Source organism: Flavobacterium sp. (assembly GCF_027484205.1).
Classification (GTDB): domain Bacteria; phylum Bacteroidota; class Bacteroidia; order Flavobacteriales; family Flavobacteriaceae; genus Flavobacterium.
In genome coordinates, this window is record NZ_JAIXUB010000024.1 from 1 (window position 1) to 17,736 (window position 17,736).

At 31.9% G+C, this 17,736-nt stretch carries 13 protein-coding genes and 2 tRNA genes; 5 read left to right on the forward strand and 10 right to left on the reverse strand.

Annotation, left to right across the window (positions count from 1 at the left end):
- Window positions 1-196: 196 nt before the first annotated feature.
- Window positions 197-778: a tRNA-(ms[2]io[6]A)-hydroxylase gene (locus Q0049_RS10910; RefSeq protein ID WP_298119633.1), complete on the reverse strand. Its 582-nt coding sequence runs from the start codon at window positions 776-778 to the stop codon at window positions 197-199.
- A 61-nt stretch (window positions 779-839) separates the two neighbouring features.
- On the opposite strand from Q0049_RS10910, the gene Q0049_RS10915 reads away from it, so the two are divergent.
- Window positions 840-2,075 carry a glycosyltransferase family 4 protein gene (locus Q0049_RS10915; RefSeq protein ID WP_298119635.1) on the forward strand — a complete coding sequence of 412 codons (1,236 nt, stop codon included), beginning with the start codon at window positions 840-842 and terminating at the stop codon, window positions 2,073-2,075.
- Between the two features lie 168 nt (window positions 2,076-2,243).
- Here the strand turns inward: Q0049_RS10915 and Q0049_RS10920 are convergent, their stop codons facing one another.
- From Q0049_RS10920 to porU, 5 genes are all read right to left on the reverse strand, one after another.
- On the reverse strand, window positions 2,244-3,851 hold the full coding sequence (locus Q0049_RS10920; protein ID WP_298119637.1) for a pyruvate dehydrogenase complex dihydrolipoamide acetyltransferase: 1,608 nt from the start codon (window positions 3,849-3,851) through the stop codon (window positions 2,244-2,246).
- A gap of 2 nt (window positions 3,852-3,853) precedes the next feature.
- A complete protein-coding gene (pdhA, locus tag Q0049_RS10925; protein ID WP_298119638.1) occupies window positions 3,854-4,852 on the reverse strand; it encodes a pyruvate dehydrogenase (acetyl-transferring) E1 component subunit alpha in 999 nt (332 codons plus the stop codon).
- 184 nt (window positions 4,853-5,036) lie between these two features.
- A complete protein-coding gene (gene cdd, locus Q0049_RS10930) occupies window positions 5,037-5,519 on the reverse strand; it encodes a cytidine deaminase (protein ID WP_298119640.1) in 483 nt (160 codons plus the stop codon).
- A 67-nt stretch (window positions 5,520-5,586) separates the two neighbouring features.
- The gene (porV, locus tag Q0049_RS10935) at window positions 5,587-6,756 is read right to left on the reverse strand and encodes a type IX secretion system outer membrane channel protein PorV (protein WP_298119642.1); all 1,170 of its coding nucleotides are present in this window, start codon (window positions 6,754-6,756) and stop codon (window positions 5,587-5,589) included.
- Window positions 6,757-6,800: 44 nt separating this feature from the next.
- Window positions 6,801-10,631: a type IX secretion system sortase PorU gene (gene porU, locus Q0049_RS10940; RefSeq protein WP_298119643.1), complete on the reverse strand. Its 3,831-nt coding sequence runs from the start codon at window positions 10,629-10,631 to the stop codon at window positions 6,801-6,803.
- A gap of 210 nt (window positions 10,632-10,841) precedes the next feature.
- Between porU and gldJ the strand changes: the two genes are divergently transcribed.
- Window positions 10,842-12,563 (forward strand): gliding motility lipoprotein GldJ, encoded by a 1,722-nt coding sequence (gene gldJ, locus Q0049_RS10945; protein ID WP_298119645.1) that lies wholly within the window; start codon window positions 10,842-10,844, stop codon window positions 12,561-12,563.
- A gap of 66 nt (window positions 12,564-12,629) precedes the next feature.
- Window positions 12,630-13,913, forward strand: a complete 1,284-nt coding sequence (gene murF / locus Q0049_RS10950) for a UDP-N-acetylmuramoyl-tripeptide--D-alanyl-D-alanine ligase (protein WP_298119647.1) — start codon at window positions 12,630-12,632, stop codon at window positions 13,911-13,913.
- A 35-nt stretch (window positions 13,914-13,948) separates the two neighbouring features.
- Here murF and Q0049_RS10955 read toward each other — a convergent pair.
- The 3 genes from Q0049_RS10955 to Q0049_RS10965 form a co-directional block, all read right to left on the reverse strand.
- A tRNA-Val gene (locus tag Q0049_RS10955) sits at window positions 13,949-14,023 on the reverse strand.
- 37 nt (window positions 14,024-14,060) lie between these two features.
- Window positions 14,061-14,138: transfer RNA gene (locus tag Q0049_RS10960), tRNA-Val, on the reverse strand.
- A gap of 72 nt (window positions 14,139-14,210) precedes the next feature.
- Window positions 14,211-15,431 (reverse strand): folylpolyglutamate synthase/dihydrofolate synthase family protein, encoded by a 1,221-nt coding sequence (locus tag Q0049_RS10965; protein ID WP_298119649.1) that lies wholly within the window; start codon window positions 15,429-15,431, stop codon window positions 14,211-14,213.
- A gap of 130 nt (window positions 15,432-15,561) precedes the next feature.
- Between Q0049_RS10965 and Q0049_RS10970 the strand changes: the two genes are divergently transcribed.
- Together Q0049_RS10970 and Q0049_RS10975 are read left to right on the forward strand one after the other, a co-directional pair.
- Window positions 15,562-16,269: a MotA/TolQ/ExbB proton channel family protein gene (locus Q0049_RS10970; RefSeq protein WP_298120285.1), complete on the forward strand. Its 708-nt coding sequence runs from the start codon at window positions 15,562-15,564 to the stop codon at window positions 16,267-16,269.
- Window positions 16,253-16,648 carry a biopolymer transporter ExbD gene (locus Q0049_RS10975; protein ID WP_298119651.1) on the forward strand — a complete coding sequence of 132 codons (396 nt, stop codon included), beginning with the start codon at window positions 16,253-16,255 and terminating at the stop codon, window positions 16,646-16,648. Before Q0049_RS10970 ends, Q0049_RS10975 begins: the two co-directional genes overlap by 17 nt.
- A gap of 153 nt (window positions 16,649-16,801) precedes the next feature.
- Here the strand turns inward: Q0049_RS10975 and Q0049_RS10980 are convergent, their stop codons facing one another.
- Window positions 16,802-17,722 (reverse strand): energy transducer TonB, encoded by a 921-nt coding sequence (locus Q0049_RS10980; RefSeq protein ID WP_298119653.1) that lies wholly within the window; start codon window positions 17,720-17,722, stop codon window positions 16,802-16,804.
- Window positions 17,723-17,736: the final 14 nt, after the last annotated feature.

The following is a 17,736-nucleotide window of genomic DNA, read 5'->3' on the forward strand; positions in this document are numbered from 1 at the left end:
CCCATTCCGAACAGAGAAGTTAAGCCCGATTGCGCAGATGGTACTGCATAACTGTGGGAGAGTATGTCGCCGCCTTCTTTTTTAAAAACCCTATCCAATATGGATAGGGTTTTTTGTTTGTTGTAGAAAATATATCAAAAAAGAATATCTCTAAATGTTGATATTGCTTCTGTATAATTTTTGAAATGCTAATAACCTATCCATGAACGGTTTCAGATTTTCCGTAATTAGAGATTAACTCTCCTTCGAATTCCAACCATTCAGCCCAGCGTTTATCTACATCTACCTTTTCAGAATATTTTCTAGCAAACTTTAAAAAGGTTGTGTAATGACCTGCTTCACTAATCATTAATTCTCTGTAGAATTCAGCTAATTTTTTATCTTCAATATTTTGAGATAATACTTTAAATCTCTCACAGCTTCTTGCTTCAATCATTGCCGAAAACAATAATCTATCAATAAAAGAGTCATTTCGGCTACCATCTTTTTTCATGAACTTGAAAAGTTCATTCACATAATGGTCTTTTCTTTCTCTGCCTAATTTTAATCCGCGCTCCTTAATTATGTTGTGAACCATTTGGAAGTGTTCTATTTCTTCTTTGGCTATTTCTAATAAATCAGTTACTAATTCTTCATGCTCTGAATTATAGGTTATTATTGTTATAATGTTGGTGGCTGCTTTTTGCTCACACCAAGCATGATCTGTTAGAATTTCTTCAATGTTTGATTCAACTATTGTTACCCATCTTGGGTCGGTTTTTAATTTTAGACCTAACATTTTTGTATAATTTTAATTTCTTGTAAAATTAAATCTTTTCTTTGTAATTGTATTTGATATTATGCTAAAATCTAAAATTTTATTAATTATTGGCTTTGTTTTGCCTGAACCTAAATCTTCAGCAGCAGGTAGTAGAATGATGCAATTAATTCATCTATTCAAGAAAAATGGTTATGCAATAACTTTTGCCACTACGGCACAAAATTTTGAATTTTCAGAAGATATTTTATCTTTAGGAGTTTTGGTAAGAACTATTGAATTGAATTCTTCAAGTTTTGATGAATTTGTAAAAGAATTAAATCCAGATATTGTTTTATTTGATCGTTTTATGGTGGAAGAGCAGTTTGGATGGAGAGTTTCTGAAAGTTGTCCTGACGCAATGAAAATACTTGATACTGAGGATTTGCATTGTTTAAGACAAGCAAGACAATTAGCTGTTAAAGAAAATAGGGAATTCACTTTAGATGATTTATTTGCTGATGTTGCTAAAAGAGAAATTGCTAGTATTTTACGTTGTGATTTATCGTTGATGGTTTCGGAATTTGAAATGGAATTACTTCAAAATCAGTTTAAGGTTTCAAAAGATTTATTGTTTTATATGCCAATTTTTGTAGAGCGGTTATATGAAATTCCACCTTTTACAGAAAGAAATGATTTTGTTTTTATTGGAAATTTTCTTCACGAACCGAATTGGGATTGTGTGAAGTACTTGTCGGAAATCATTTGGCCTTTACTAAACAAGAGATTACCTGAAGTTAAAATGTTAATTTATGGTGCTTATCCTTCACAAAAAGTTTTGGAGTTAAATAGACCAAAACAAAATTTCTATATTAATGGTAGAGCTGATAATGCTTTAGAAGTGATAAAAAATGCTAAAGTAGTTTTGTCTCCAATTCGTTTTGGAGCAGGAATAAAAGGTAAATTACTCGAAGCAATGCAATGTGGAACTCCAAGTATAACTTCATCTATTGGTGCTGAGGCTATGGCTGGAAATTTTGATTGGAATGGTTTTGTGAAAGATAATCCGGTTGATTTTGTAGATGCGGCTGTTCAACTTTATGAAAATGAAAAATTGTGGCAACAATTTCAAGAAAATGGATTTGAAATAATAGAAAAACGTTTTAAAAAAGAATATTTTGAAAAAGATTTTGTCATTAAAATTAATTTGATTTCTGGAAATTTAAAACTACATAGAAATAATAATTTTATTGGTTCTATTTTACAACATCATTTGCTTTCTAGTACTAAATATATGAGTAAATGGATTGAAGAAAAGAATAAGAAAGGTAGTTCTTAGTAGTCTTATATTTATTCAATATAAATCCTATCTAGCCCTGATTGCAGTGGAAATCCTCGAAGAGATTGTAACGAAAAGCAGGAATTACCATCCCTAAAATGCCCAAACCTTTCGCTCAAAAAAAAACCTGCTCATTTCTGAACAGGTTTGTTAATATAGTTTTTGTTATTATGCTAACATTGTAACTGGATTTTCTAAGTAAGTTCTTAACGTTTGTAAGAATTGCGCACCTGTTGCTCCATCAACTGTTCTGTGATCGCAAGCAAGGGTAACTTTCATAGTGTTTCCTACTACAATTTGTCCGTTTCTTACTACAGGTTTTTCAACAATTGCTCCTACAGAAAGTATAGCTGAATTTGGTTGATTTATAATTGATGTAAATTCAGTTATTCCAAACATTCCTAAATTAGAAACTGTAAAAGTACTTCCTTCCATTTCTGCAGGTTGTAGTTTTTTGTTTTTTGCTCTTCCAGCAACATCTTTTACAGTAGAACCGATTTGAGATAAACTCATTTGATCTGCAAATTTTAAAACAGGAACTACCAAACCATCTTCAACAGCAACAGCAACTCCAATATTTACATGGTGATGAATCGTTATTGCGTCATCAGCCCATTGTGAATTTACTTTTGGATGTTTTTTTAATGCCATAGCACAAGCTTTGATAACCATATCATTGAATGAAACTTTGGTATCTGGAACTGTATTTATAGTAGCACGAGATTTCATAGCTTCGTCCATTGCTACTTCAATTGTTAAGTAGAAATGTGGTGCTGTGAAAATCGATTCCGAAAGACGTTTTGCGATAACTTTTCGCATAGTAGAATTCGGTATTTTTTCTGAATAATTTTCTCCTGCTGGAACAAATGGTTTTACTGGAGTTGTAGTTGAAACTTCTGGTTGTGAAGTCGATTGTGAAGTAACTGATGCCGAAGCTGTAAAGTTCTCTACATCGCTTTTTATAATTCTACCATTTTCTCCCGAACCTTTTACTTGAGAAAGATTAATTCCTTTATCTTTTGCAATTTGCTTTGCTAATGGAGAAGCAAAAACTCTTCCATTATCTGAACTCGTTGCTTCTTGAGTTGGTTGAGATGGAGCAACTGGAGCAGTAGTTTCAGTTTTTGGAACAACTGTTTCACCACCTTTTGAATAGTTTTCAGCTATTCCTGTAATATCAGTTCCTTCTGGACCAATAATTGCTAAAACGCTATCAACTGGTGCAGATTCACCTTCTTGAATTCCGATAAATAATAAAGTTCCTGCATTGAATGATTCAAATTCCATAGTTGCTTTATCAGTTTCGATTTCAGCAAGCATATCTCCTTCTTTTACTGAATCACCTACTTTTTTCAACCAAGTTGCAACTGTTCCAGTAGTCATTGTGTCACTTAAACGTGGCATTGTGATAACTTTTACACCTGCAGGAATTGCTACTGCTACTTGAGGAGCAGAAGCTATTGGAGTTTCATTAACAGGAGTAGTTTCAGCTTTTGGAGTAGAAGAACCACCTGATAACAAAGCAGAAATATCTTCGCCTTCTTTTCCAATGATGGCTAATAATGAATCTACAGGTGCTGTTTGACCAGCTTCAATTCCAATATGTAATAAAACACCAGAATTGAATGATTCAAATTCCATTGTAGCTTTATCCGTTTCGATTTCAGCTAAAATATCACCTTCTTTAATTGTATCACCTACTTTTTTAAGCCATGTTGCAACAGTTCCTTCTGTCATAGTATCGCTCAAACGAGGCATTGTTATTATTGTTGCCATAATTATAATCTATGAGGAATGAAAGGATAATTTTCTTGTTCGTAAACCACATCGTATAATTGTGGTGCTTCTGGGAAAGGAGATTCTTCAGCAAATTTTTCGCATTCATCTACTAAGTTTTTAACTCTTTCGTCCATTGCTTCAATTTCTGCATCAGTTGCATATCCTTTTTCTTTGATAATATCAAGTACTTGAGTAATTGGGTCGATTTTTTTGTATTCTTCAACTTCTTCTTTAGTTCTGTATAGTTGAGCATCTGACATAGAGTGACCTCTATAACGGTACGTTTTCATTTCTAAAAAAGTTGGTCCGTCACCACGACGAGCTCTGTCAATTGCTTCTTGCATAGCTTCAGCAACTTTTACAGGATTCATTCCGTCAACTGGTCCACAAGGCATTTCGTATCCTAAACCAAGTTTCCAAATATCAGTATGATTTGCTGTTCTTTCAACTGAAGTTCCCATTGCATATCCATTATTTTCACAAATGAATACCACCGGAAGTTTCCAATTCATAGCCATGTTAAAAGCTTCGTGAAGTGAACCTTGACGTGCAGCACCATCACCAAAATAAGTTAAGGTAACTCCACCAGTTTCAAAATATTTATCAGCAAATGCCATTCCAGCACCTACTGGAATTTGAGCGCCCACAATACCATGACCACCATAAAATCCATGCTCTTTTGAGAAGATATGCATAGAACCACCCATTCCTTTTGAAGTTCCTGTTACTTTACCGTAAAGCTCTGCCATTACTTTTTTAGGATCAACTCCCATTGCTATTGGCTGAACGTGATTACGATAAGCTGTAATCATTTTGTCTTTAGATAAGTCCATGGCATGAATTGCTCCAGCTAGAACTGCTTCTTGACCATTATATAAATGTAAAAATCCTCTAACTTTTTGTTGAATATATACAGCGGCTAATTTGTCTTCAAATTTTCTCCAAAACTGCATTTCTTCATACCATTGAAGGTAAGTTTCTTTTGTAATTGGTTTCATTTTTTAATGAATTACGTTGATTAAATATATTGTAATCGTATCACAATTGCTAATTATCAAATTAGTGTTCCGACACTTCGGAAGCAAAAGTAAGATATTGATAGTAGATGTAAAAATAATTCAGAATTAAAATAGCATTTTTTAATAACTGTTTATTCTTAAATGTCAACTATATCGTTATAGCTTACAAGGATGTTTTGTCAAATGAAAGTGGCAATAAATTATTTATTGAATTTGACTTATATACTTCGCCTGATTCACCCATAAAATAGATTTCAATAGGTGTGTCTTGTTTAAATTCATACTCAGCAATGGATTGTCGGCATGCGCCACAAGGTGGAATAGGTGATAAGGTTGGGTTTGTGTCCGATGCTGCTGTGATTGCTAATTTGATAATTTTGGCATTTGGATAAATTGCTCCTGCTTGAAAAATAGCAACTCGCTCAGCACATAAGCCAGATGGATATGCTGCATTTTCTTGATTGGAACCTAAAACAATTTTACCATTATCTAACAATATTGCTGCTCCAACTCTAAATTTTGAATAAGGTGCGTATGCATTTTTTCTAGTTTCAATGGCTTGATTCATTAAAGATTGAATTTCACTCGGTAATTCATTAATCCCATTGAAAACTGAAATTGTAGTGTTAATGTTTATTTCTTTCATTATATATAGAGGAAAAAAAATCCAAATTCCTTTAAGAAATTTGGATTGTTATTTAATTTATAAAATTCTAATATTCGTCATACTTATCACCAAAATTAAATGTAAGTGAAAAACGTAATGTGTTTTCTAATGGGTTTTTAACTTTTGAAGCTGAAAATAAATAAGAAACATCAACTTTAACCACATTGTATTTAAAACCTGCTCCAAGTGAGAAAAATTTTCTTGCTCCTTTTAAAGGACTTTCGTTGAAATAACCTAAACGCATTGCAAACGAATCTTGATATGAATATTCAGCTCCAACAGAGTAAGTAAATTCTTTTAACTCTTCTGAAAAACCATCTGGCGCATCTCCAAATGATTTGAAAATTCCTGAAACCCAACTAATTTTTCTGTAGTTTTCATTATTTTCATTTCTTTCTTCTGTTGTAATTGTACCATCTCCATCTAAATCTGGATCTTGTGGCGTTGGTACCAATAATTTAGTAAATTCAACGCTTGTTGATACTTTATTATATTCATCTAAAATAAAATCAAAACCTCCACCTAAACGCATATTTGCTGGTAGGAAGTTTGTACTAAATTCATCGTTGTCATAACTAATTTTAGGTCCTAAATTTTGAAAATTAAATCCTAAACGGTATTTACCATTAAATTCATTGAAAGCAATTTCTTCAGATTGAAAGAAACCTGCAATATCCACAGCAAAAGTACTTCCTGGTTTTGCATCAGTACTTGCATCAGCAATTTTTAAATTGGAACGAACATATCTTCCTGCAACAGCCATAGCAAATCGCTCACTTAATTGAAGTGAGTACGAACCATCTAAAGCTAATTCATTTGGTTTTACAATATTTGGTACATCGTCAAAATTTTCTCTAAGTTCAATTTCTCCCAAACCAAAATAACGTAAACTAACACCAAAAGCACTTCTTCCTTCAGCACCAAATCTGTTATAATAATTTACTTGACCTAATGAAATGTCATTTACAAGTTGAGTTAAATATGGAGTATAACTTACTGAAAACCCTTGTTTGTCTAATGCAAATGCATATTTTGCAGGATTCCATTGTTGCGAATAATTATCAGCTGATGTTGCTACACCTTGATCTGCTAAACCTGCAGCTCGTGCATCAGCAGCTACAAGAAGAAACGGAACACCTGTAGTTATTACTCTATCTTGGGCTTTTACAATTTGAGTTGTTACTAATAAAAGTAACGCTATTGAAATCTTTTTCATTCTTAATTTTTTTCAAAAAATAATTAAACAAATATAGTATTTTATTAGAGGATTACAAGTTTTTCAATTTTTTCTGATTTTTTATTTGTCAGAGTTGATTTTACTGTAAGCTTATAAATATATACACCTTTACCAATTTTATCACCAAAATCGTCTTTTCCATCCCAAGTAATTTCTCTAGAAAGAAATCCTTCTGTAATAACAGATTGGTTTATTGTTTTTACAATTTTACCGGTAATAGTCAATATTTGCACTTGAACGTCTAAGGGTTCAAATGGACGATTATGAGTAAACCAAAATTGGGTATAACTTACAAACGGATTAGGATAATTTAAAACATTTTTCAATGTCAATGACTCGTCACCAACAACCATAAATTTAATTTCTGCTGAGATGAAGTTGTTATAAACATCCCAACATTTGAACGTAATTGTATGCAAACCAACTGATAAATTTCTAAATGGGAATCTAATTTTTCCTTTTGTGAAATCATCTAATTCTGTTTCGTAATAATCATTTAAGATGTAGGGATTACTTTCGTCACCATCTAAAATGGCTACAATATCGTGACCAATTCCACTTGCAGTATTAATTCCGTGTTCATCTTCAACAAATGCTAGGAAAAAAGGAGATTGATTTGTAATTCCTCCATCAATAAATGTTTCGTCATTCATGTATAAACGAACTTTTGGTGGAGTGTTATCTGCTACTGCTGAAGTATTTATTCCGCCAATTTTTATATCAGTGTTGTAACCAGTTTTGTCTAGTAAAATTTCATTTCGTTTTGCATAAAAGCTAATTCTACCATTTCCAACAGGAATTTTTATGTCTTTTGGAACTACAAATCCAAATTCAAATTTTCCATTATTTACGGAAGCGTTACCTCTAAAAATAGTTTCTCCAAGATTTGTAAAGTTCATAGAGGGACTATTTCCATCATTATTGAAAGTTGATTTAGAATAGTTTTTGTCAAAAATGTTAACAGCTAATTCGCCATTGTATGTTGGTATTAAATTCCCTAGTTCATCACGAACTTCGCCCGATAGTTTTACATAAGCAAGTGCTTGAAAATCTACTATTGGATCAGAAATAGCAACATCATTTACTTTTGTTAAAACTACTCTTGGTCTTGGGATAGCAAGCATTAAAGCTGGATCGCCTAAAAGTAAAACTACTCTTGAGGATGAATTATTAAAACTTGCATTTTTTGATAATCGTAATGCCTCTCCAATTGATGGATAAACATCTGATCCGTAAGAAAATAATTCTTGGGCTATTTTGTCGTTTAAAATTTCTGCGGAACCTTGACCTATAGAGCGTATAGTTGTTAACATGGCAATTGCTCCACCTGTTGGATTCCAAAAAGTATATTCTCCTGCTGTAGGTCGTAAAGGGTTGTCAAATCTTGAAAACTCACAAGTTATGGTAATAAATAATGGATATTTATATTGATTGTTAAAGTTTGAACCATCAAATTTATCCCAAATACGTTCTCCAGTTAGTCCGTCCTCACCACCATGACCAAGATAATTAAAAACTAAAGCTCCTTTTTCAAAGGCGTTTTTGATATCTTCTTTTGCTTCAGGATATCTACTTCCACCAGCAGTGGTCATTTGTTGATAAGAGTCTAAAAATATTTTTTTGTAATTAATAAATGGTTTTTGTGTATGAATTACATTAGTAAGATTATCCTGTTTAGATTGTAATGTAACATCAGAAGATTTATCAGAATCATCGGAAATAGAAACATAATTGTTTCTCCAGTTTCCATAAGATTTCAAATCATGATATTCAATTACTTTATTAACCATTTCTTCAGCTTGCTGAGTCGACGAAACAATCATTCTTCCTACAGCAATATCGACATCGCCATTTGTCAGTTCAACATCACCTTCGTTGTCATTCATTAAACCAAAAAAATCATCAGATGCAAATGACGCTTCACCCGATGTATAACTGTTAGTTGCATGATAGATAGGAACATTGTTTGTGTTTCCTGATATTCTGTCTTTAAAGTCGTAAGAAGCATCTCCAAACAGATTCAAATATTTTACTCTTTTGCTTGGTTGAGACGCATTTTGATAAACATATTTAACAAAATTTCTGATGGCTCCAATGTCTTGTTTTCCTGAAGAAAATTCTTGATAAATATTTTCAAGATTAACAACTTTTACATTTAATTGAGAATAATTTCTGTGGAAAGTAGCAAGTTTTTCTGCTTGTGAGTTAAATTCTGTTGGAGTAATAATTAAGTAATCAATATCTTTAAAACTAGAAGAACCATCATTAAAAATTGTTCCTTTTAAATTTTGATTTGCTACAGATGATTTGGATTCCTTTAAAGGTGTATAAAAATCACTAGGGTCAACTGCTATAAATTTGCGAATTTCACCTAAGGTTGTTTTAAATGAGAAATTGCTTGCGCCAGAATTTGTATATTTTCCAACATTATAAATATCAGTAATATCCCAAATTTGACTGATACTTGCAGCATTTGAAATAGAATATTCACCAATGCCGGTCAATGAACTTGCATCATTATATTGAAATCTAAATTGTTTGTTATATCCTGTTAGATTTCTTTTAGCTCTAATAATTATGTAGTCTAAATATGCTTTTGATGCTGGAACGCCATTATTGTCGTATGTAATTTTAACATTATAATCTTCGGATGCATTAATATTTGAAAATAAATAATTGTGATTTGCTTCAATTCCAGAGTTTTCAGCAATTCCAGTTATTGAAATTGGACTTAGAGATTGTCCGTTTATATTAACTGCAAAATTTGTATCGACAAAGGAAATTCCGCCTACATGAATTTCAACACTTGCTTGAGAAGATGTTATAGCATTTTCAAAAGTAAATTCAAACTCTTGTTCGTTTTCTGAACTGAAAGATTCGCCAAACCAAACTCTACCAAGTTTCCCCATATTGTTTAGGTCTTTTTCGTGGAATTGCAAATCATCAAAACTAGTTATCGTTGTAGATGAAGTTCCTGTAGGTTGTGAGATTTCAGAAATTCTTTTACCATCAAGTCCATCTACATTAATGTAATAATAGGATTTGTTACTGTATAGGTTTAAGTTAGTTTTGTTTTCTGGACTCCAATTATCAACTCCTTCGCCATAAAATAAAATATAGTCAGAAGAGTCAAATTTTGCATCATCTTCACCAACAACAACAATGGCATTTTCAGTTAAATCAATAGGGTAATCTGCACTATTACTCAACGGAACCATTCTTCCTCCATTTCCATAAACCTTAATTTTTTTTGGATCTAATGAAGAAGTTTTAATTCCTAAATTTTCAAGAAAAGATTTTGATATCTTGTAAACGCCTGATTTTTCAATATAAAAACGATACCATTTTCCTGTACTTAAAACAGAATTTTCTATGGCGGCTATACTACTTGTAGAATCAAAACTCCTCAAGTTATTTGTCAAAGAATAACTGTAGCTAAAGGATTTAATTTTTTTGTAATTATTTCCGTCTTTAATTATTGGAGATAAAGTTAAAAGAATAGAAATTTTATCTCTTGCAATTTGATTTTTTAATGTAGCTCTTACAGAAGTTGGTATTGAAGTTCGTGAAATTGAACCCAAACTATATTCGTCAATGGATTCGTAAATAACATCACTTATAACTAGTGATTTTTCATCTATTAACGATGGTGATGTTTTTTTTAATTTAAAAAAAAGTTCTTTATTGTAGTTGTCAAAAAATATATTAGCCGCATTAAACTGTGGAATATTAACAGAGTATGATCCAAAAGAATATTCTCTCTTTTCATTCCAGTCAACAACAATGCGTTCCTTTTCTTGTCCATAAGAAAGGAAATTAACTAACAATATAATTAAAATAGCAATTTTTTTCATTAATAGTGTATAACGTAATATTTTAATAAATATTACAAAGTTTGTAAAATTAATTATTATTACACAATTGTACAATAAATAAAACAATGATACGTTATTATGACTTAATAAACCTGTTAAATGGTTTTTTGGAAAAAATTAATAAAAGATGTTGCAAATTAATAGTTAATTGCTATATTGCGCCTCGAAAATTTATTACCTACTAAGAGTATGAAAGTAAACAAATTTATGACAATCAGAGTGTTACTAGTGTTAGTAATTATGGTTGGTTTTGCAAGTTGTAGCAAAAAGTCAAGTTCGAAAGGCGGTTCTCAAGCTACAGGATGGAAAATTAATGACAAAAAAGGCGGTTTTCAGTATGCTTCTAAGTTCAAAAAGCAAGAAACTGGTCCTGGATTAGTATTAGTTGAAGGTGGAACTTTTACAATGGGAAAAGTTCAAGATGATCCAATGCATGATTGGAATAACACGCCAAATCAACAACACGTTCAATCTTTTTACATGGATGAAACTGAAGTAACTAATATGATGTACATGGAGTACTTGGATTGGTTGAAAAGAGTTTTTCCTCCAGAAGAAGAAAATTATAGAAACATTTATGAAGGAGCGTCTCCAGATACTTTAGTGTGGAGAAATCGTTTAGGATATAATGAAACAATGACTAACAACTATTTAAGACATCCAGCTTATTCTGAATATCCTGTAGTTGGAGTTAATTGGATTCAAGCTACGGAATTCTCAAAATGGAGAACTGACCGTGTAAATGAGTCTGTACTTGAAAGAGAAGGTTATTTGAAAAAAGATGCAAAAGTTACTGATGTAAAAGCTGATGCTACTTTTAGTACTGAAACATATGTTGCTGCTCCATCAAAAACTTATGGTGGTAGTGAAGAAATTGTTTTAAAAGGACAAAGAAATTCTAAAGGAAAAGGAAAAGGTGGTGTAAAAAATGCCAAAGGAGAAACTCAAGAGCCAAAAAATCTTTATGCTCAAAGATCTTCTGGACTTATCTTACCTGAATACAGATTACCAACTGAAGCAGAATGGGAATATGCTGCTGCGGCAGACGTTGGTCAAAGAGAATATAATATTTACAAAGGACAAAAGAAATATCCTTGGTCAGGAAGTTACACTCGTGCTGGTAAAAGACAAATCAAAGGCGATCAGTTAGCTAACTTCAAGCAAGGTAAAGGTGATTACGGTGGAATTGCTGGTTGGTCAGATGATGGCGCAGATATTACTAATAAAGTAAAATCTTATGCTCCAAATGATTTTGGTTTGTATGATATGGCAGGAAACGTTGCAGAATGGGTAGCGGATGTTTACAGACCTATTGTTGATGATGAAGCTAATGATTTCAACTATTTTAGAGGAAATGTTTACATGAAAAATAAAATTGGTGAAGATGGAAAAGTTGAGCTGGTAACAGCAGAAACTCAACTTTTTGATACTTTACCAAATGGAAAAGTTGTTGCAAGAAACTTCCCAGGTCAAATTTCTCAAGTTCCTGTTGATGATAATGAAACTTATTTGAGACAAAATTTTGATAAGAGTGACCATAGAAATTACAGAGATGGTGATAAACAATCTACAAGATATTTTGATTTTGGTTCTTCAGAAGAAGGTGACGGAAAATTAAAAGATGAGCAAAGAATGTATGATTCTCCAAAGCATAATGTTTCAACAGATAGTATTGGAAACATGGTTCGTGCTTATGATAAATCTAGTAAGAGAACAACTTTAGTTAATGATGATGTTAGAGTATATAAAGGTGGATCTTGGAGAGATAGAGCATATTGGTTAGATCCAGCTCAAAGAAGATATTTTCCACAAGATATGGCTACTGATTATATCGGATTCAGATGCGCAATGTCAAGAGTTGGTCCTAAATCTGATTTCAAAAAATCTGCAAGAAATAAAGTTAGAAAGTAATTAATACATAAAACTTCAATAAAAGCCCTTTAGTTAGGGCTTTTATTGTTTTATAATTAGAGTAAAATGACAATTCAAGACATTCACAAACTTTTCATCAAGTGTAATTCTGTTTCTATTGATACAAGAAATATTCAAGAAAATTCTTTTTTTGTTGCGATAAAAGGAGAACGATTTGATGCTAATACATTTGCTCAAGAAGCAATTAACAAAGGAGCTTCTTATGTAATTATTGACAATAAAGATTATTTTATTGATGAAAGAACTATCTTAGTTGAGAATAGTTTAGTTGTATTACAAGAATTAGCTACATTTCATAGGAATTTTTTAAAGTTGCCTATTATTGGATTAACAGGAAGTAATGGTAAGACAACTACTAAGGAATTGATAAATGTTGTGTTGTCAAAAAAATATAATGTTAAGGCAACTATTGGTAATCTAAATAACCATATTGGAGTTCCTTTAACAATACTTTCTTTTAATGAAAATACTGAAATTGGTATTGTTGAAATGGGAGCAAATCATCAAAAAGAGATTGAGTTTTTGTGTAAAATAGCTCAACCTGATTTTGGATATATCACAAATTTTGGTAAAGCTCATTTGGAGGGTTTTGGCGGAGTTGAAGGAGTTATAAAAGGTAAAAGCGAAATGTATTCTTATTTAAGACTTAACAATAAAAAAGTATTTATTAATTTAGATGATAATATTCAAGTTGAAAAGTCAACAGAGATTGAAAAAATAACATTTAGTAATACAGATGCTAATGCAACAATTTTTATTAAAAATCTTGAAGCTAATCCTTTTGTGTCTGTTGCGTTCAATAATGTGATTGTTAATTCTCATTTAATAGGTTTGTATAATGCAAATAATATAAATGCTGCTATCGTTATTGGAAACTATTTTGGTGTTTCAGATTTGAACATTAAAGAGGCTATTGAGGCTTACATTCCAGAAAATAATCGTTCGCAATTAATTAAAAAAGGTTCAAATGAAATTATATTAGATGCTTATAATGCAAATCCAAGTAGTATGAAAGTTGCTTTAGAAAACTTCATCCAACTTCACAAGGATAATAAAGTTATTATAATTGGTGATATGTTTGAGCTTGGTGATGAGAGTATGATAGAGCATGAAAATATTGTTAAGATGTTAATTTCTCAAAATAGTATAACAATATTTTTTGTTGGGGACTATTTTTTTAGGAATAAGATTGTGAAATCTAATTTTAATTTTTATAAAAATTTTGAAGATTTTTCAAACGATTTTAAAGTTATAAAATTTGAAAATTCAATTTTATTAATAAAGGGTTCTAGAGGAATGGCATTAGAAAGAACTTTAGAATTATTATAAAAAAAACTCCTTAGATTATCTAAGGAGTTTTTTTGTGGGCGATGAGGGGTTCGAACCCCCGACCCCCTCGGTGTAAACGAGGTGCTCTGAACCAGCTGAGCTAATCGCCCGATAATGCTGTTGTATTATCAGTAAAATTGATAAAAGTGGTGGGCGATGAGGGGTTCGAACCCCCGACCCCCTCGGTGTAAACGAGGTGCTCTGAACCAGCTGAGCTAATCGCCCTTTTATCATGATTATGATTTCTCTTAATCAGGGTGCAAATATAAAGCTTATTTTTAATTCTGCAAACATTTTTTATAAAACTTCTGCTACTACAAACGTACTTCCGCCTATGTAAATAAAGTCTTTTTCCATGGATGATTTCAAAGCATCTTGATAAGCATTTGAAACAGAATTATATACTTTTCCTTCTAATTGAAAATTCAGTCCTTTTTTTTGTAAAATTTCAGCATTTAATCCTCTAGGAATATTTGGTTTGCAGAAATAATATTTCGCGTTTTTAGGAAATAAAGGCAAAATTTCATTCAAATCTTTGTCGTTTACTACTCCTAATACAATATGTAGTTGTTCAAATTTTTCATTTTTGATTTGATTTAGAACTATTTTTAGACCATGCGAATTATGAGCTGTATCGCAAATTACTTTCGGGCTTTGTTTTAACTGTTGCCATCTTCCTTTTAACCCAGTATTTCTAATTACTTTTTGTAATCCATTTGTAATGTGTAATTCTGTTACATTAAATTGTTTTTGACTTTGTATAACTTTAATAGTTTGAATAACGGTTTTTTTATTATGGATTTGGTAGTCACCCAATAATTCTGATGGATATACTTCTTCAATTAAATCTGATGCGAAAAAAATTTCTGTATTTGTTTCTTTTGCTTTATTCAAAAATACAGTTTTTGTCTCTTTTGTATATTCTCCTACTACAACAGGTATCTCTTTTTTAATTATTCCTGCTTTTTCTGATGCAATTGCTTCTAGTGTATTTCCTAGAAATTGTGTGTGATCAAATCCAATGTTTGTGATTACAGAAACTAATGGTTTTATGATATTGGTTGAATCTAATCTTCCACCCATACCAACTTCAATTATATTAATATCGGTTTTCTCTTTTCTAAAATATTCAAAGGCTAATCCAACCGTCATTTCGAAGAAACTTAATTGATTATCTTCGAAAAAGCTTTTATTGGAATTTATAAATTCACATACAAATTCTTCTGATATTTCTTCACCATTAATTTTAATTCGCTCTCTATAATCTTTAAGATGTGGAGATGTGTAAAGCCCAACTTTATAGCCTGCTTCTTGTAACACTGATGCTATTAAGTGCGAAGTCGAACCTTTTCCATTTGTTCCTGCTACATGAATACATTTTAAATCTTTTTCAGGATGATTAAGATGCTTAGAAAGCAATAGAGTATTAGTTAAATCTTTTTTATAAGCAGAAGCACCTTGCGTTTGATACATAGGTAGTTGGCTAAACATCCAGTCTATAGTTTCTTGATAGTTCATTTCTTTTTAATAAAATAATCTTAAAACAAAATATTTTCCCAATTTTGTAGTTTAATATTGTATTAGAATTTATCTTTAGTGCAAATTTGAGATTATTTTTAACAACTAAATCAAAAATCTAATTTATATGATTAATTTTTTTCTTCAAGTCCAAAATGATACCATCGCTCAAGCTACAGGAGCAGTAATTGAAGGCACCGTAAAAACTACAGAAATTTCCGTTTTAGGATTTATTTTAAAAGGAGGTTTTTTTCTTATTCCAATCGCTCTTTTGCTTTTTTATACTTTTTATATAATTATTGAACGTTATTTATATATTCATAAACGTGCCGTGATTGATCCAAATTTAATTCGTGATATTCGCGATAATTTGAATGCTGGAAATATTGATATGGCAGTTTCTGTTGCCGATAGAAGTAATACGGCATCAGGTTACGTACTTAGAGAAGGAATTCTAACAATTGGAAGACCAATTTCTGAGATTGAATCAAATATGGAACGTGCTGCTAATATTGAAGTTGGCGAAATGGAAAAGAAACTTGGTCAATTAGGACTTATAGCAGGTATTGCACCAACATTTGGATTTATTGGAACCATTTCTGGAGTTATTAAAATTTTCTATAGTATTTCTCAAACGGAAGATATCAGCATCGGAAACATTTCTGGAGGTTTGTATGAAAAAATGATTAGTTCAGGAGCAGGATTAGTTGTCGGTATTATTGCTTATTCAGCTTACCACTTATATAATGGTAGAATTGATAGTTTCACACTTGCAATTCAAAAACAAGTATTAGATTTTGTTAACATAATTCAACGTCCAAATGGTAAAACGAAATAAACGATTTCATGCAGAAGTCGCTACATCATCTTTGAGCGACATCATGTTTTTCTTGTTATTGTTTTTCTTAATCATTTCCACATTAGCAAATCCTAATGTGATAAAAATGACGTTGCCAAAATCAAAAACAAGCGAAAAGACAAACAAGCAACTTATAAGTTTATCAGTAACCGAAGACAAACGTTTTTATCTTGATAAGCAAGAAGTAGCTTTCGATCAACTTGAAGCTTCTTTGTTAGCTCAAATGGGCGATGCTAAAGACCAAACAGTTGTAGTTAGAATTCCATTCAATCTTCAAGTGCAAGATTTGGTAGATGTATTACAAATAGGCGTAAAGAACAAATTGAAGTTTGTTATAGCAACTAATAATTCTAAGTAAGTCATATTAGCACAGTCAAAATGAGGAGCGAATGGTTCGGGATTTATCAGTAATCCATTTTCCTGCTTTCGTTACAATCTCGTCCCAAAAAGACGAGATTTTCTCTACAATCAGGGCTAGATTGAAATTGTATTGATTGTTTGTTAAACAATATTATTCATAGCTAAAATTATAAGTTATAGTTCCTACTTGTTTTTCTGCACCTGTAGGACTTGGAGACCATTTCGTATTCAATGCAGCTCTTTTTGCCTCAGCCATTAAACAGCTACTTACACTTGCTCCCGATACACCTCTTTTTCTTTCTGCACTAATTACTTTTCCATTCTTATCAACCGTTACTTCCACTACAATTTTACCAGCTTCATTACAATTATTTGATGGATCTGGTTTTTCTAATGCTTTTCTACCATTTAAAGCATATCCAGAACCATTCCCTAAACCATTACCACTTCCGTTTCCGCCACCACTTCCAGAACCGCTTCCTGGTCCAGTTCCTGTGCCATTGCCACTTCCGTTTCCTCCACCACTTCCTCCTCCAGAACCACCAGTTCCTGAGTAACCGCTAGAGTTGATGTCGCCATTAGAACGTCCTTGATTTCCTGACGTACCACTATTTCCATCACCACCTTTTTTATTTCCTTTTAAGATATTAGCTAAAGCATCATCAACTTTTTTAACAGGTTTTTTTACTTCAACAGGTTTCTTAATTTCAGGTTTTACAATTGGTTTTGGGTTTTTTACAGGTTTTGTTTTCGGAATTACCGCATCCGTTTTATCGGCATCCGAATCCTCAGAAATGATATCCTCATCAGGAGTTGGTTGTACTTCATTGTTTTTTGAAATTTCTTTAACATCTAACTCTTTACTTTGATAGTCTGCACCAGAACCAAAGTCAGTATCTCCAAAGTTAACAGTGACGCCACCGCCACCACCGCCACCAGCCATTGTTAACAATTCAGCATCTGATGGAGGCCAAAAACGTATGAAAAACATAATCAATAGCAATACAGCATAGATAAGTGTCGCAATTATTAGCGATTTTCTTTTGTCAGCAGGTGTAGAATCTAAACTCATTAGTACTGTTTTAT

Coding starts and splice junctions, on each gene's coding strand:
- Q0049_RS10965 (WP_298119649.1), bottom strand. CDS start 15,431: ATGAACTATCAAGAAACTATAGACTGGATGTTTAGCCAACTACCTATG.
- murF (WP_298119647.1), top strand. CDS start 12,630: ATGACAATTCAAGACATTCACAAACTTTTCATCAAGTGTAATTCTGTT.
- pdhA (WP_298119638.1), bottom strand. CDS start 4,852: ATGAAACCAATTACAAAAGAAACTTACCTTCAATGGTATGAAGAAATG.
- Q0049_RS10980 (WP_298119653.1), bottom strand. CDS start 17,722: ATGAGTTTAGATTCTACACCTGCTGACAAAAGAAAATCGCTAATAATT.
- porV (WP_298119642.1), bottom strand. CDS start 6,756: ATGAAAAAGATTTCAATAGCGTTACTTTTATTAGTAACAACTCAAATT.
- Q0049_RS10920 (WP_298119637.1), bottom strand. CDS start 3,851: ATGGCAACAATAATAACAATGCCTCGTTTGAGCGATACTATGACAGAA.
- Q0049_RS10975 (WP_298119651.1), top strand. CDS start 16,253: ATGGTAAAACGAAATAAACGATTTCATGCAGAAGTCGCTACATCATCT.
- cdd (WP_298119640.1), bottom strand. CDS start 5,519: ATGAAAGAAATAAACATTAACACTACAATTTCAGTTTTCAATGGGATT.
- gldJ (WP_298119645.1), top strand. CDS start 10,842: ATGAAAGTAAACAAATTTATGACAATCAGAGTGTTACTAGTGTTAGTA.
- Q0049_RS10915 (WP_298119635.1), top strand. CDS start 840: ATGCTAAAATCTAAAATTTTATTAATTATTGGCTTTGTTTTGCCTGAA.
- porU (WP_298119643.1), bottom strand. CDS start 10,631: ATGAAAAAAATTGCTATTTTAATTATATTGTTAGTTAATTTCCTTTCT.
- Q0049_RS10910 (WP_298119633.1), bottom strand. CDS start 778: ATGTTAGGTCTAAAATTAAAAACCGACCCAAGATGGGTAACAATAGTT.